Here is a 15,837-nt window from a genome sequence, read left to right as displayed (position 1 = left end):
AAATATTGCACTATGATTTCAACGCGATATAATGATAACGATTCTTAATAGTAATATCATTTTCCCCCACCAAGATGCCGTAGATTTATGAATATAAATATTTTCCCTAAACTAATGTTCGCCTTGTTACTATTAACAAGCCAATCACTTTATGCCAGCAGTATTTATTCAAATACGAAAAGTAACAGTTTATTACTATCTGTAGATGGTACGCAGTTTATTAGTGCAAACATGGATGCCGGTAGCGTCAGTATTCTTAACGCTAAAACAGGTGAATTGATTACAGAACAAGCGCTTGGTAAAGATTTACGTCGACTTGCATTAGATCCAATAAATAATCAATTATTGGTCAGTGACTATCTTGCTGATCAACTTTACCTCATTGACGCTAAAAGCCTGAAATTAATTAAAACAATCAAAACAGGCTATCGCCCGTTTGGTATTGTTTATGATGAATATAACAAGCAATACTACGTCACACTCTTTGAAGCTAAACAGCTAATAACCGTTTCAACTGATGGTGAAATAACCGCAACAACACAAACTGCTGATACACCACGTGGTCTTGCATTAGCTAACGATGGTCGTTTGTTTGTGACCCATAGCATGACTGGCCAAGTATCTATTTATGATACTCGACAGCCAACATTGCAATTAAATAAGATCATTCAACTTGCTGATACACCAGTACATTCCTCTCGTGCAACGCCACAAGGTAAACCGCGCGTATTAGATAACATTGCTATTTCCCCAGATGGCACACAAGCTTGGCTACCCCATGTATTGTGGTCGTTTACGCAAAACTTCCAGTTTCAATCAACCGTCTTCCCAACAATTTCGTTACTTGATCTAACACCAGGTAAAGAAAAAGAACTAGTTGATAAACGTAAACAATTATTCAAACAAATAAATATTATTGAGAACAACAATACCACGCGTATTGTGTCTAACCCACATGACGTGGCCTTCCGTGAAGACGGAAAAAAAGTATTTATTACCCTGTCGGGTTCAGAAGACCTGCTTGTATTTGATTTATCTCGTCAAGGAAAAATAGGTAAGAAATCTAAACGTCATCGCCGTACTAAATTACAAGGTGGTGTAAAAGCGACACAAATTTATCGCCATATACCAGGTACAAATCCGCGCAGTTTAATTGCCAAAGGTAGCACTCTGTACGTGCAAAACGCCATGTCGCACGATTTAGTGAGTTTTGATATTAGCGGTCAAGGTCCCTTCGCCAAAGTAAAACTGGTTAATGCCCAATTTGCCCAGTTAATTGGCCAAGATCCCATTGCACCAGAACTTCGTTTGGGTAAAACCCTCTTTAATCTTGCAAATAGTGATAAATTTGAAAATAGCGCTATGGCAGGTGATTATTGGATGAGCTGTAACTCTTGTCATGTTGACGGCTTTAACTTCACTAACAAATACTTATTAGCCGACGGTACCAAAGACGTTAAAGAAAATGCCATGACTGGACATGTGGGTTTAGCAACCATGATCGCAGGTGACCCTATTGAAGCCTATATCGATATGATTCAAAAAACCCAAGGAGGTATGGGAACCGACCCGAAAAAACCAGAACTACCAAAAGTTAATCCTAAATCACCACCTGTAGAGATCGTACGCTTAATGTCAGCATTGAATATGTACGTGACGACGAAAGAAAATTTACCTTACTTATCAACTTGGTTACGCTTTGATGACGAACGTAAATTCACCCACAAATCTGAATGGTTAAATTCAGCAAGTTGTGAATCTTGCCATAGTACCCTCTATAAGCAGTGGTCAGACTCGAACCATGGTATGCACATGGATAGTCCCTATTACCGTTTCCAAGAAAACCTAGCAGCAAAAGCAGAAGGTGAACCATTTAGAAACTTATGCCGTGGTTGTCATGCCCCACAAACCATTTTAAATAATAATACAGCGCCATTAACTCACCTTAATAGCATGTATGAAAAAGAGGGGCAGAGCCTACGTGATGCACTAAGAGAAGGCCTACCCGTTGATGAAACTGGCACCAGTTGTGTTTTCTGTCATCGAATCACCAAAGCGGAAGACGCTGGCGGTAATACTGACCTTACGGTTAACTTAAAAGATCGTGCTAAGTACCTGTTTGAGTTCTCTAACAACCCAGTGCTAAAATTCGCTGCTGAAGCACAGATAAATGCATCACCACAACAGCATAAAGACAGCTATTCAAACCCAGAACTGTACAAGAGCTCATTATATTGTGCAACCTGCCATAATGAATTCACCCCCGGCCAAGGTGCTAATGTGAATAACAATTATGGCGAATGGCAAGCATCTAGATTTAACGCACCGGACAACCCTGAGCAGAACAAAACATGTATCGATTGTCACATGCGCTTAGATATGACTGATTTTGATAACAAGGTACCAGGACAAGCCACAGATAATGGTCCAATTAAGCCCAACTTGATTGCACATAACTTTATTGGTGGTAACTATTACTTCTCTGATATGCGCTCTAAAGAGCATGGAAAACTCAGTCGTGATATCTTGCGTAACGCCCTACTACTCGACGTTGAAACCAGCAAAGATGGCCGTAATATTGAAGTCAAAGTAACAAACCATAATACCGGCCATAAAATGCCAGGCGGTGCGCGTCGTCAGGTATGGGTTGATCTCGTAGTAACGGATAGTAAAGGCGTGGAACGTTTGGTTAGCGGTCAGTTAAACGATGGCTTCTTACCAAAAGATAGCCGTGTGTTTGCTAAAAAATCCGGTTACATGCATGGCGAACCCGTTGGCCTTAAGTTTTGGCGCGTTGAGAAAATTCTAGCAGATACCCGTATTTCTCCAGATGAAACACGTGTTGAATCATTTGAACTGCCTGAAGATATCAGCTATCCAATCACAGTCATCGCAAAAATTAATTATCGCTCCTTCTCGAAGCCGCTAACAAGTAAGGTACAAGCAGCTTTCCCTGAGCAGAATATTCCTTTTGCCGATGTGATTGAATTAAATAAAGTCACCAAGGTATTCCAAGAGAGATAAGATATAATAAAGCCGTAATAATGAGTAAGACTATTACGGCTTTATTTATTCGATATACAGCAGTATTTCCGCGTAGTACCAACTAAACCCTCACACATAATATTGAGTTTTTACCCATATTTGCTAATTAATTCGCCTTTTTGATAATTATGCATAAGCTTATAGATGTCTTTGTAAATAAAGTAACCTCTATGCACGCATATATCGCTAAGCAACCGATCGTAAATCGTGCCCGTCACATAGTGGCTTATGAACTTTTATATCGGGATAGTTTAGAAAATACGTTTCCACTTATTAATGCTGAGATTGCAACAGAGCGATTGGTTCATGAGCATTTATTGAGTTCCAATATCGATAAACTTGTTGATAACAAACCTTACTTTATTAATTTCACGGAGAAAAGTATTCTGAATGGTTTACCCAAGAAGCTCATTAATAAACCCATTGTAATTGAAGTGCTTGAAGATGTTCCACCCACACAGGCAGTATTAAAAGCGTTAAATAAGTTAAAAGATGATGGGTTTACGATTGCACTGGATGACTTTATTTATTCTGAAGATTGGCTACCATTTTTTGGTGTTGTCGATATTATTAAGTTTGATATTACCCTCACCTCATTTAACGAAATAAGAGAATTAATACCATTGTTAGAAAAACATGATATTAGTATATTGATCGAAAAAATAGAGACTGAGGAGCAATTTAAACAAGCTAAAAAACTCCAAAGTACATATTTTCAAGGCTATCTGTTTGCAGAACCTGAAATTGTGCTAAACGACATTAATAAACCTAATTTAGAAATAATTAACGTTAATTAATTCGATTAACGGCTCGCATTACCATTCATGAAATGTTTACGACACAGTGAGACATAACGCTCATTACCGCCAATTTCAACTTGTTCACCTTCTCTTAATACCACACCACTATCACTGACTCTGGCATTCATGTGTGCTTTATTACCACACCAACAGACGGTTTTAAGTTCTTCAACTTTATCTGCAAGACACATTAGATGGTATGAACCTTCAAACATCTCTAATTTAAAATCTGTTTTCAACCCATAAACAATCACTGGAATATTGAGTTGGTCGACCACATTAGCTAATTGGTAAACCTGTTCTCGGGATAAGAATTGACCTTCATCAATGATAAATACATCAATCTTTTGATTTTCTAATCGCGTAGAAATAGTGGTAAATAAATTGGTCTCTTTCTCAAATACATCAACTTCTAGTTTTAAGCCAACACGCGCACCTATAACACCCTTGCCGTAACGACTGTCACACTCTGGTGTCATCGCTAATGGGTACATACCACGCTCAATATAGTTAAAGTGAGCTTGGATCAATTGTGTTGATTTACCTGAATTCATTGCTGCAAATTTGAAATGCAAAGATGCCATTTTATACCCTCAAAAAAAACGCCTGTATCAACAGGCGTATATAATTACTTCACATTAATACTGTTCATTATAAACAGCGTGTTATTAATGTCTTATTTATACTTTATGACTTAATCGCGACATAATAGCAACCACAATTGTAAATGCAATTGCTGAAGCAATAAAGCCCGATAGCACAGAACTTGTTATACCGAGTACCAAATAACCAATCGCACTTACTAACGCAATTGATAGCGCATATGGAAGCTGTGTCATTACGTGATCCATATGATGGCAGTTTGCACCCGTTGACGATAAGATCGTGGTATCAGAGATAGGTGAGCAATGATCGCCAAATACAGAACCGGCTAGCACTGATGCTAACACAGGTAACATTAACGCTACTTCAGTACCCGCAGCCATATCGCCAGCGATAGGTAACATGATACCAAATGTACCCCAGCTAGTCCCTGTCGCAAACGCCATAAAGCCTGCTAGGACAAACATAATAACAGGTAATAAGCTACTTGGGATAGAATCACCCACTAATGCAGCAAGATACTTACCTGTTTCCATAGAACCAATAGTCGAACCAATTGCCCATGCGAAGAATAAGATATAAACCGCTGGTAGCATTGATTTAGCACCGTGGAAACTTGCTTGTGCGAGTAATGAAATAGATACACCAGAAATAAGACTTAGCACAAGTGCTACAGCAAGACCTGATAATGCACCATACACTAACGAACTACCTACATCTGTATTTTCAAATGCACCTAAAATATCAAATGTTTTGCCATCAGCTGCGAGCGCGGATGCTCCAGAGTTAATCATAAAGAAGATAGTCGCAAAGATAAGCACTAAAATAGGTAGGATTAAGCCTGAAATATGACCACCTTCAGCTTCTTCTAATTCTACCGTAGAACCGGCAGGGCAGCCTTTTTTAGCATCAAACAGTTCACCATTTTTCGCCGCTTCTTCTTCTTTTGCCATCAAGCCAAAGTCAAGATTGAAGCAAACAACCGCAAATACCATTGCAATAGCAAACATAGCGTAGAAGTTCATTGGTATCATCTGAACGAATGCTGCTAGTGGACTTATATCCGTGATTGCATGACTGGCTAAAATACCACCAATAACAGCAATAATATAAGCACCCCAACTTGATATAGGCATTAATACGCACATAGGTGCTGCGGTAGAATCAAGCAGATAAGCTAATTTAGCACGAGAAACTTTATAACGGTCTGTCAGTGGACGACTCACACTACCCACAGCAAGGCTATTAAAGTAATCATCAACGAAGATGAAAACACCTAAAAAAGCTGTCAGCAGTGTACTACCACGACGCGTTGTGATTCGCTGTTTTGCCCAATCAGCAAACGCGCTTGTTGCACCGCTTACCATCATAACACTGGTTAACATACCTAATATGAATAGGAATACGATGATTGACAAATTCCAAGTATTGAACGAACCCACTTTCCAGAATGAGCCCTTGCTCGCATCACCCGACTCCCAAACTAAGCTCAATGCCAAATCTGAAAGGTGTTTCGCTGCATTAACAACATTAAAATCTGTTAAAAATAGTGCGCCAAGTAAGATACCACAACCAAGTGATAACAATACTTTACGTGTAAGAATTGCTAATGTAAGTGCAACTAGTGGTACAACCAGCGATAACGCTGAGTCTGAATAATTAATGAGTTCCATGATCCCTTTGACCTAATAATTTTTATAGGGAACGACTAAATAAGACAGATGAGATGTGCAATAAGGGTATTTACAATATGATAGATGTAAAGATAACCCATATGCTCTTCTATTTAGTAGCGCCCCATAGTTAATATAAAATTGACTATGACAGTGATGTCTCTATTCGAACACATCACCAGAATGAATTTTTTTAGCTTAAAATTCATTCTTCGGCGCAATTCCCTTTTGTGTTGTTATTATTGGAGCTACCTAAATAACACTACTTATGAATTGCGCACCTCTACTTAGGAGGAAGCCCGATAATAGCAGATAATTTCACCACTTCAAGACAACATAGGTGTTAACGTTCATAAAATAAACAACATGTGATATAAGGAGCTGATTGGTAAACTAATTATTTTTTCCAAAATAGAGTAAATCAACTTCAAATAATTGACCATTAAATGACTTTAAATAAAGTAAATTGACTTAAAGCAATAAACCATTTAATCGTTTAAAGTTAGATTTCTAAATCTATTTTACTTTATTAATCTATTTATTTAATTAATCGATCCTAGATAAGTTTTATAAATAAGTGTAAATATATTATTGGTATTTATTTAACTATTGTATATTAACCACATTAAAGTATATTAATCTTATTACAGTTGATTAATCCCCCTGTCTATATTTAGGTACTAATTATGAATGATTTTATTAAGGTGTTTTTAAATGCTCGTAGCTTACGCGCTGTAACAAAAGAATTAAGCGTTGTTCAACTCGAAGATGTTTTAATTAAATTCACTAAAATTGTTGAAGATAGAAAAGAATCAGAAAACGCTGAATTAGAAAAGCAACAAGAAAAACAAGCAATGATGAACGAGATATTATTGCAACTTAAAGAAAACGGTATCAGCCCTGAAGAATTAATGAATTTAACCGATTCAACAACTGAGAAAACGAAAACTAAACGAGGTCCTCGTCCTGCAAAATACGCTTATGAACTAAATGGTGAAACAAAAACATGGACAGGCCAAGGCCGTATGCCATTACCACTTCAAGACGTGATGAATGAGAAAGGTTCAATTGAAGAATTCTTAATATAGAGAGACTCGCGTGACTCAATTTTTATTACACCCACAACTTGTTGCTGATACAACCTTAGTTGGTGAGTTCCCGCTATGCCAAGTACTATTAACAAACGACGGTAATTTCCCGTGGTTAATTTTAGTACCTAAAATTAATGGCATCACTGAATTTCATGAATTAACGGATGAGCAGCAAGCTCAATTTTTAATTGAATCAAATGCAGTAAGTCGGTTATTAAAAGATGGGCTATATGCAGATAAAATAAATATCGCAGCATTAGGGAATATGGTACCGCAGTTACATATTCATCACGTAGCTCGTTTTAAAGAAGATGCTTGTTGGCCAAAACCTATTTGGGGTCAACTCCCCCCAATAAGCAGAACACCAGAGCAAGCAGCCCAGCTGATAACTATCATATCAACTACGCTGAAAGCTGGATTTATCAGCAGATAAAATTAACCCTTGCTATAACCATTCGGGTTATTTGATTGCCAGCGCCAAGTATCAACAGTCATATCTGATACTTGGCGTGTTGCTTTCCAACCGAGTTCTCGTTCAGCTAGATCTGTTGCAGCATAACATTGCGCAATATCCCCTTCACGTCTTGGTGCAATTTTATAAGCTATTGTCTTACCAGAAGCCTGTTCAAATGCTTTCACCATGTCTAATACACTATAACCTTGGCCCGTTCCTAAGTTATAAGTTACAAGACCTGGGTTTGTCATTAATTTATCTAACGCTTTCAAATGGCCTAACGCTAAATCAACGACATGGATATAGTCACGCACACCTGTTCCATCTGATGTTGCATAATCATCGCCGAATACGTTTAGCTCTGCTAATTTACCCACTGCCACTTGTGAAATATATGGCATCAAGTTGTTGGGAATATCATTTGGATCTTCACCAATTAAGCCGCTTTCGTGCGAACCAACAGGGTTAAAATAACGTAAGCGTGCAATATTCCAACTATTATCTGATTTGTATAAATCAGCAAGAATTTCTTCAACCATTAATTTTGAACGGCCGTACGGGTTCGTAGCGGAAGTAGGAAAACTTTCATCAATCGGCACTGATGCAGGATCACCATACACAGTCGCAGACGAACTAAATACGAAATTCTTAACGTTATTAGCAGCCATTACTTCACAAAGGTTAATCGTGGCAGCGATATTATTACGGTAATACGTTAATGGTATTTAATTGGATTCACCAACCGCTTTTAAACCAGCAAAGTGAATCACAGACGAGATCGCGTGTTCGGTAAATATTTGCGTTAACAAATTTGAATCTAATACATCACCACAATAAAAAGTTATCTCTTTATCTGTAATTGCACGTACACGATTTAATGACTCTTCACTTGAATTAGATAAGTTATCGATAACGACAACATCTTGCCCCGCGGTTAATAATTCTAAAACTGTATGGCTACCTATATATCCGGCACCACCTGTCACTAAAATTGCCATTCGAATTCCTTCTTAAGAACATAAAAATATAACTAAACTAAACTAAACTAAACTAAACTAAACTAAACTAAACTAAACTAAACTAAACTAGTTACTATTAGGTATTATTATTTATAAAAACACAAGAAATAGTGATCACCCTTCATTATTTAAATATACCGATGGACGCTTCAGTAATGGTACAAGCATAGATTCAAGTCCATTTAACTTCACCTCGTATATTAGCGCGAGTTGTTGCCCTAACTTAGAATTAGGAAAGCCATTACTGTGAAACCACACTAAATAAGGTTCAGGTAATTCAAGTAACAAACGCCCCCGATATTTACCAAACGGCATTTCTGTGTTGATTGCTTCAATTAACTGCTGTTGTGACATATAAAATCCATATTAACGAACTATTTAGTGTAAATGCACTTATTTTGTAAAAAGACAATATTAAACATCACACCATTAAATTATTTATCTGACTTGCCGCACGATTTATTCGTTCACACCTATTTATAATTTTTATTAAATAAATCTGCTGGCATCTGCGCAATTTGAAAATTAATCATATATTCAAATGCAGCCAGTAAAGGTTGATATTTTATTTTATCTTTTTCTAACGTTGAAAGTAATAAGTAACCAGCTTCAACAGTCGACAAACCTCCTTCGATCGAGGTTTGTCTAATTGTATATTGGCTTTCTTCTTCAGCGTTCAATCGCACAGCAGGTATACCCTGTAAATTCATCGATGTTTGGTACATTTTAAATGCTTTACGCCATGTACCATCCAATAAAATAAATGTGCGCTTCATATTATGTTTTATAATTGCACTGTTACTAACCATATCACTGCTTTTTGCAAGGCTCAATCGCTCCACATCAATACTCTCTTCACTTGGGTAGAGCAAATAACATTGTCGTGTTGGATCATTCAATATGTCATTTAACTGCGTATTATCAGTAAAGTTCTCGCCAATTATAATTTGACATTGTGGTAATGAAAGATTGAGAATACGGGCGGTTCCGATCGCATTTTTAACTTCACCTGGGTGTTGTAATATAATTAATTCAATATCAGAATCAATAACCGTTATGTGCTGACATATACAGGCTGATAATGCTTTATCACATACAGTACACTTTTTTCTTTTACTCACGACAAACCTAAATATTATGGATTAATAAGATATGCTAATTCAACATAGATGGCTAAACTGGTTCATTCTCGGGCTGTTATGCCTCATTATTTATGCCTTATCCACCGAAAATATAACCATCTTAGATTATAACAGGGAATTGATTCTCGATGGTGAATTATGGCGTTTAATCACGGGGAATTTTAACCATACAAATATCTATCATGTACTGCTAAACGTCTGTGCGCTGGCTGTTATTAGCGGACTACATTACCGTTATTATAGTGCAACGACTTACCTTGGTTTAATTTTAATATTATCCATTGGCGTTGGCGCAGGTATATTTTTTCTATCGCCTAACACGCATTTATATGTCGGATTATCAGGCATACTCCATGGCATTATCATTGTCGGCGCGATTATTGACGTGACAAAACAATATTATTCCGGTTATGTTTTAATTGCAGGTACAATCATCAAAATCATCAATGAACAATTTTTCAATAGCCCGATAGAGATGAGTAAGTTAATTCAAGCGCAAGTACTGACCGAGGCGCACCTGTATGGCCTTGTAACAGGATTAATCATTGCCCCACTGTTTGTTTATCTAAATAAAAAAAAGAGCGCCTGAGCGCTCTTATCGATATGAATATTGAATTAAAGAATCATTTAGCTCGCTAAACTTTCATTAATCTCAGTTAACACTTGCATTGGTGATTCAGCTTGTGTGATTGGTCGACCGATGACTAAATAATCTGAACCAGCAGTAACCGCTTCAACAGGCGTCATGATACGGCGCTGATCACCAGCTGCACTTCCTGCTGGGCGAATACCAGGCGTGATCAATAGGAAAGAATCGCCCAATTCTTTTTTCAGCATTGATGCTTCTTGTGAAGAACAAACTACACCGTCTAAGCCACTTTTTTGTGTTAGCGTCGCTAAACGGATAACCTGTTCAGCGGGGGTAATGTTAACACCCATTTGTGCGAGATCTTCTTGTTCCATACTTGTTAATACGGTAACAGCAATCAGTATCGGTGCTTTATCGCCATAAGGAACCAGCGCTGCTTTTGCAGCTTCCATCATACGTTGACCACCACATGCATGTACATTCACCATCCATACACCCAGCTCAGCAGCAGCGGCTACAGCTTTTGCTACTGTATTTGGAATATCATGAAACTTAAGGTCTAAAAATACATCAAAATCACGTGCAACTAATTTGCGAACAAATTCTGGTCCAAATAACGTGAACATTTCTTTGCCTACTTTCAGACGGCATTGGCTAGGATTGATTTTATCAACAAAATTCAATGCACTTGCTTCATCAGCATAATCAAGTGCGACAACTACTTTACTCTCTTGCAACATATTTTTTCCTAGGTCCGAGTTACTCATTATCGTATTACAAATTTGCTCTATCTACACTATTCGCCATCTAAGCCTCGAATAGGTTTCACACTGCCCCAACGCTTACACGATGGACAATGCCAGTATATTCGTTTAGTACTAAAGCCACATTTACTGCATCGATAAATCGGCTTCAATTTAAGCTGTTCACCAACAAGACTGCGTAACATAGCTAAACTTTCTTTTGCCTTACCTTCTTCTGCAGCTTGTTCTTGATACTGCATTAGATGATAAAAGCCTTTCATCGTCGGCGTGCGAACAATTTGATTTAATATCAACTTTTCAGCCGGCTCTAACCCCACACTGCTCACTGTAAAATCAGCTAATGCAATCGCAACACTAATACCCGCTTTATTGTTTTGGGCATCATTAAGGAAATGAATAAAACCATCTTCATTATTAATTTCAGTGTAGCAATCTTTTAGTTTCTGTAAAATTTCGGTGACAAAATCTATGTCCTGAGTCATTACGTGCTCAAGCCAGACAATGGCCTTTTTATAGTCGTTTTGCTCAATGTAAAAATCAGCCAACATGATACTAGCTCTGACACATTGCTTGTCATACTGTAAGGCTTTTTTAAGACTCGCTAAACGTTTTTTAGGCTCATTCACTAATGATGTAGAGGCTGCTAGCGCACAATAGAAATGTGCCACTTTACGTTCAACTTTCGTATCGCCCATTTTTTTTAATTTAATCCCAATCGCAATGGCTTGTTCCCATTCCTTGGTCTGTTCATAAATAATGATAAGTTGTGATAAAGCAGTTTGACGATGATCGTGTTCATCAATCAATTTTAAAAATAACTCTTCAGCGCGATCAACCAAACCTGCAGCAAGATAATCACGCGCAAGTTGTAATAATGCAAGATTACGCTGTTCATGTGTTAATGAAGGCCGTGCAATTAGATTTTGGTGGATCTTAATTGCCCTTTGTACTTCACCACGTTGACGGAATAAATTACCTAGCGCCAAGTGCGTATCAATCGTTTCACTATCAACATCAAGTAAATCAATAAATAAGTCTACCGCTTTATCAGGTTGGTCTGATAATAAAAAGTTAAGCCCCGTCACATACTCTCTAGACATGGTATGTTGCTTATCTTGTTGTAAATAGCGGCCATTTCTTCTACCCATATACCAGCCATACGCGGCGGCAACAGGAAGTAAAAGAAATAAAAGTTCAAACATACAGTAAATTAACCTTTAATTTCAGCAGTACGTAATCGTTCAAGTTCTGTAACTTGACGCTTTGATTTACGTTTCAATTTCGACAGTGATAATTTTAATTTCATTAACAACAGCCCCATACATACACCAGCCACGACTAAACCAGAAATAAATGCACCAACAAGCAGAGAAGATAATTTAAATGAATCTAGCGCAATTAGATAATTAAAATCAACTAACTGATCGTTACTCGAAGCAAATGCTGCAGCAAGCGCCAGTATACAAGCGATAATAATAAAAAAGATAAATGATTTCATCGACGTCCTCTGTGATATAAATAGCAATATAAGGATTATCGCCAATTAATGAGCCAAGTGCTAGTAATATATGGTGTAATCCATAAACTATGGGTCAGTGTGGAAAAAAAACAAAAAAAAACGACATACCTAAGTATGCCGTTTTTACAAGTATCAACTGCTATAAAGAAGCGTTAACACGATCTCGAAGTTCTTTACCAGGTTTAAAATGAGGAACATATTTCCCCTCTAATTCAACCTTTTCACCTGATTTAGGATTACGCCCAATTCGAGGTTCACGGTAATGTAGAGAAAAACTTCCAAAACCCCGAATTTCAATTCGATCACCAGTTGCTAAAGTATCTACCATCTGATCAAGTATAGCTTTCACAGATAATTCAACATCTTTAGTCGCCAGCTGCGAATTTGCAGTGCAAAGACGTTCGATAAGTTCTGATTTTGTCATATAATCTCCATATAAGAATATTGTCGACATCGTACTAATGAGGGATGAATAAACATCCCTCCGGCTGATTATTCGCCTTTAGCAGCTTTAAATGCTTCTGCCATAGCAGATAGACCAGACTCTTGCGGTTGGCTGTTTACACTAGCCATTGCTTCTTTCTCGTCAGCTTCATCTTTAGCTTTAACTGAAAGACTAATTACGCGGTTTTTACGATCAACACCAACATATTTAGCTTCAAGTGATTCGCCTACAGATAATACTAGGCTTGCATCTTCGATACGGTCACGAGAGATATCGCCAACACGGATGTAACCTTCAACACCTTTAGCTAGTTCAATTGTCGCGCCTTTAGCGTCAACAGAAGAAACTGTACCATTAACAATAGCATTCTTCTTGTTATTCGCTAGGTATTCGTTGAACGGGTCTTCATCAATTTGCTTGATACCTAAAGAAATACGTTCACGCTCTGGGTCTACTTGTAGAACTACAGCTGTGATTTCGTCGCCTTTTTTGTACTCACGAACTGCTTCTTCACCAGTAGCATCCCAAGAGATGTCTGAAAGATGAACTAGACCGTCGATGCCGCCGTCAAGACCGATGAAGATACCGAAATCTGTAATAGATTTGATCTTACCAGTAACTTGCTCGCCTTTGATACGTGAAGTTGAGAAGTTTTCCCAAGGATTAGCAATACATTGCTTAAGACCTAGAGAGATACGACGACGTTCTTCGTCGATATCAAGAACCATAACTTCAACAGAATCGCCAACGTTAACAACTTTAGAAGGGTGGATATTTTTGTTAGTCCAATCCATTTCTGAAACGTGAACTAGACCTTCAACGCCTTCTTCGATTTCAACGAAACAACCGTAGTCAGTTAGGTTCGTAACTTTACCCGTAAGCTTAGTGCTTTCAGGGTAACGTTTCGCGATAGCTACCCATGGATCTTCACCAAGCTGTTTAAGGCCTAGAGATACACGTGTACGTTCACGATCGAATTTAAGAACTTTAACATTGATTTCGTCACCAACATTAACGATTTCACTTGGGTGCTTAACGCGTTTCCAAGCCATATCAGTAATGTGTAGAAGACCATCAACACCACCAAGATCAACGAATGCGCCATAGTCCGTAAGGTTCTTAACGATACCTTTAACTTCTTGACCTTCTTGAAGGTTAGCAAGAAGTTCTTCACGTTCTGCACTGTTTTCAGTTTCGATAACTGCGCGACGAGAAACAACTACGTTGTTACGTTTTTGGTCAAGTTTGATTACTTTGAACTCTAACTCTTTGCCTTCAAGGTGAGTAGTGTCACGTACAGGACGAACGTCTACTAAAGAACCTGGTAAGAATGCGCGAATTGTGTTCACTTCAACCGTGAAACCACCTTTAACTTTACCGTTGATAACACCGATAACAGTTTCTTGATCTTCGTATGCTTTTTCAAGCTGAATCCAAGACTCATGACGTTTAGCTTTTTCACGAGAAAGTTGAGTTTCACCGAAACCGTCTTCAATTGATTCTAGTGCTACATCAACTTCTTGACCAACTTCAACTTCAAGTTCGCCAGCAGCGTTCTTGAATTCTTCAGCAGGAATAGAAGATTCTGATTTAAGACCAGCGTCAACTAAAACGTAACCGTTTTCGATTGCAACAACAGTTGCTTTGATGATGCTACCAGGAGCAGCAAGTTCTTGTAGTGACTCTTCAAAGAGTAAAGCGAAAGATTCATTCATAATGAGTTATTTGTACTTATAAAACGTTCACATAAGCAATCCGGCTAATGTGGGTTGTTAATCAAAAGTCATCATCATCCTTGATGCTTGACCGCTAAATAATCGATAGAATACCGACTACTTTAAATTTTACCTTCAGCAAAAGCCAACACACTAGCAACTACGTCTTCGATTGACATAGATGTCGAATCAATAACAAGTGCATCATCTGCAGGCTTTAGTGGAGCGACCAATCGGTTGCGATCTTGATGATCACGCTTCTTGATCTCCTCCAGAAGGGCTGGCATGTTAACATCGAAGCCTTTGTCTTGCAACTGATTAAACCGGCGAATGGCTCTTTCTTCAGCAGAAGCATCTAAAAATATTTTTACATTGGCATCAGTAAAGACAACAGTTCCCATATCACGGCCGTCGGCAATTAAGCCAGGCGCAACACGGAAGTCACGTTGACGTTGTAACAACGCTGCGCGCACAGCCGGATATACAGCGGTGCGAGAGGCTGCAAAACCTGCTTCTTCAGTACGAATTTCACGTGACACATTCTCGCCTTCAAGGATCACTTGCAAGCCATCATCAGTTGGTACAAAACGTACATCTAAGTTTGCAGCTAATACCGTGAGTGCTTCTTCGTTGTCTAAATTCACGTTATGGTGCATTGCAGCTAGGGCTAATACACGATAAATAGCGCCACTGTCTAGTATATGCCAACCTAGCTTAGCCGCAAGTAATTGGCATAAAGTACCTTTACCAGAGCCGCTTGGCCCATCAACTGTAATAATTGGTGCTACTACTGTCATAAATTCTCCAAACTCGATATCTAACATACAACTTTAAACAATGCTGTATGGATCTGGCCGCGATTATAACGGATCTTCATGAAAATAGTATGAAATAATAACCGTAAATAAAAAAATAGCGAGGTACCACTTCAGTAATACCTCGCTATTTAAGAACAATGCTAAATAACAGCATCAAATT

The 15,837-nt window shown here is 38.2% G+C and carries 15 protein-coding genes, 1 pseudogene and 1 riboswitch; of the genes and pseudogenes, 5 read left to right on the top strand and 11 right to left on the bottom strand.

The features are described from left to right. Window positions 1-87: 87 nt before the first annotated feature. Together BT797_RS17800 and BT797_RS17795 are read left to right on the top strand one after the other, a co-directional pair. Window positions 88-3,024 (top strand): multiheme c-type cytochrome, encoded by a 2,937-nt coding sequence (locus tag BT797_RS17800; RefSeq protein WP_052678333.1) that lies wholly within the window; start codon window positions 88-90, stop codon window positions 3,022-3,024. Between the two features lie 191 nt (window positions 3,025-3,215). Then, window positions 3,216-3,842 carry an EAL and HDOD domain-containing protein gene (locus BT797_RS17795; protein ID WP_045110718.1) on the top strand — a complete coding sequence of 209 codons (627 nt, stop codon included), beginning with the start codon at window positions 3,216-3,218 and terminating at the stop codon, window positions 3,840-3,842. 5 nt (window positions 3,843-3,847) lie between these two features. Here BT797_RS17795 and BT797_RS17790 read toward each other — a convergent pair whose 3' ends face one another. Together BT797_RS17790 and BT797_RS17785 are read right to left on the bottom strand one after the other, a co-directional pair. Next, on the bottom strand, window positions 3,848-4,429 hold the full coding sequence (locus tag BT797_RS17790; protein WP_045110719.1) for a thymidine kinase: 582 nt from the start codon (window positions 4,427-4,429) through the stop codon (window positions 3,848-3,850). 96 nt (window positions 4,430-4,525) lie between these two features. Further along, window positions 4,526-6,121 carry a Na+/H+ antiporter NhaC family protein gene (locus BT797_RS17785; RefSeq protein WP_075473057.1) on the bottom strand — a complete coding sequence of 532 codons (1,596 nt, stop codon included), beginning with the start codon at window positions 6,119-6,121 and terminating at the stop codon, window positions 4,526-4,528. 109 nt (window positions 6,122-6,230) lie between these two features. Then, a riboswitch (Lysine riboswitch) is annotated at window positions 6,231-6,415 on the bottom strand. Between the two features lie 392 nt (window positions 6,416-6,807). Here BT797_RS17785 and BT797_RS17780 point away from each other — a divergent pair. Together BT797_RS17780 and BT797_RS17775 are read left to right on the top strand one after the other, a co-directional pair. Continuing rightward, on the top strand, window positions 6,808-7,209 hold the full coding sequence (locus tag BT797_RS17780) for an H-NS family histone-like protein (protein WP_045110721.1): 402 nt from the start codon (window positions 6,808-6,810) through the stop codon (window positions 7,207-7,209). 10 nt (window positions 7,210-7,219) lie between these two features. Next, window positions 7,220-7,645: an HIT domain-containing protein gene (locus tag BT797_RS17775; protein ID WP_045110722.1), complete on the top strand. Its 426-nt coding sequence runs from the start codon at window positions 7,220-7,222 to the stop codon at window positions 7,643-7,645. Window positions 7,646-7,647: 2 nt separating this feature from the next. Here BT797_RS17775 and galE read toward each other — a convergent pair. The 3 genes and pseudogenes from galE to BT797_RS17760 all read right to left on the bottom strand — a co-directional run bounded on the left by galE (window position 7,648) and on the right by BT797_RS17760 (window position 9,806). Next, window positions 7,648-8,664: pseudogene (gene galE / locus BT797_RS17770) on the bottom strand (UDP-glucose 4-epimerase GalE). Between the two features lie 135 nt (window positions 8,665-8,799). Continuing rightward, window positions 8,800-9,039, bottom strand: coding sequence for a DUF3820 family protein (locus BT797_RS17765; protein ID WP_045110724.1), 240 nt, complete (start codon window positions 9,037-9,039; stop codon window positions 8,800-8,802). 119 nt (window positions 9,040-9,158) lie between these two features. After that, entirely contained in the window at window positions 9,159-9,806 is a 648-nt protein-coding gene (locus BT797_RS17760; RefSeq protein WP_075473056.1) for a tRNA-uridine aminocarboxypropyltransferase, read from the bottom strand. A 31-nt stretch (window positions 9,807-9,837) separates the two neighbouring features. On the opposite strand from BT797_RS17760, the gene rrtA reads away from it, so the two are divergent. Next, on the top strand, window positions 9,838-10,416 hold the full coding sequence (gene rrtA / locus BT797_RS17755) for a rhombosortase (RefSeq protein ID WP_075473055.1): 579 nt from the start codon (window positions 9,838-9,840) through the stop codon (window positions 10,414-10,416). A 38-nt stretch (window positions 10,417-10,454) separates the two neighbouring features. On the opposite strand, the gene pyrF is transcribed toward rrtA, so the two are convergent. From pyrF to cmk, 6 genes are all read right to left on the bottom strand, one after another. Then, on the bottom strand, window positions 10,455-11,156 hold the full coding sequence (pyrF, locus tag BT797_RS17750; protein ID WP_045110727.1) for an orotidine-5'-phosphate decarboxylase: 702 nt from the start codon (window positions 11,154-11,156) through the stop codon (window positions 10,455-10,457). 56 nt (window positions 11,157-11,212) lie between these two features. Further along, window positions 11,213-12,382: a lipopolysaccharide assembly protein LapB gene (lapB, locus tag BT797_RS17745; RefSeq protein ID WP_075473054.1), complete on the bottom strand. Its 1,170-nt coding sequence runs from the start codon at window positions 12,380-12,382 to the stop codon at window positions 11,213-11,215. A gap of 8 nt (window positions 12,383-12,390) precedes the next feature. Then, window positions 12,391-12,678 (bottom strand): lipopolysaccharide assembly protein LapA domain-containing protein, encoded by a 288-nt coding sequence (locus BT797_RS17740; RefSeq protein ID WP_045110729.1) that lies wholly within the window; start codon window positions 12,676-12,678, stop codon window positions 12,391-12,393. Between the two features lie 160 nt (window positions 12,679-12,838). Then, on the bottom strand, window positions 12,839-13,123 hold the full coding sequence (gene ihfB, locus BT797_RS17735; protein WP_006034591.1) for an integration host factor subunit beta: 285 nt from the start codon (window positions 13,121-13,123) through the stop codon (window positions 12,839-12,841). A 68-nt stretch (window positions 13,124-13,191) separates the two neighbouring features. After that, a complete protein-coding gene (gene rpsA / locus BT797_RS17730; protein WP_045110730.1) occupies window positions 13,192-14,859 on the bottom strand; it encodes a 30S ribosomal protein S1 in 1,668 nt (555 codons plus the stop codon). 122 nt (window positions 14,860-14,981) lie between these two features. After that, window positions 14,982-15,656 carry a (d)CMP kinase gene (cmk, locus tag BT797_RS17725; RefSeq protein WP_045110731.1) on the bottom strand — a complete coding sequence of 225 codons (675 nt, stop codon included), beginning with the start codon at window positions 15,654-15,656 and terminating at the stop codon, window positions 14,982-14,984. Window positions 15,657-15,837: the final 181 nt, after the last annotated feature.

Origin of the sequence: Moritella viscosa (assembly GCF_900120065.1) — a bacterium.
Lineage (GTDB): Bacteria > Pseudomonadota > Gammaproteobacteria > Enterobacterales > Moritellaceae > Moritella > Moritella viscosa.
This window is presented reverse-complemented; position numbering and strand designations above follow the sequence as displayed.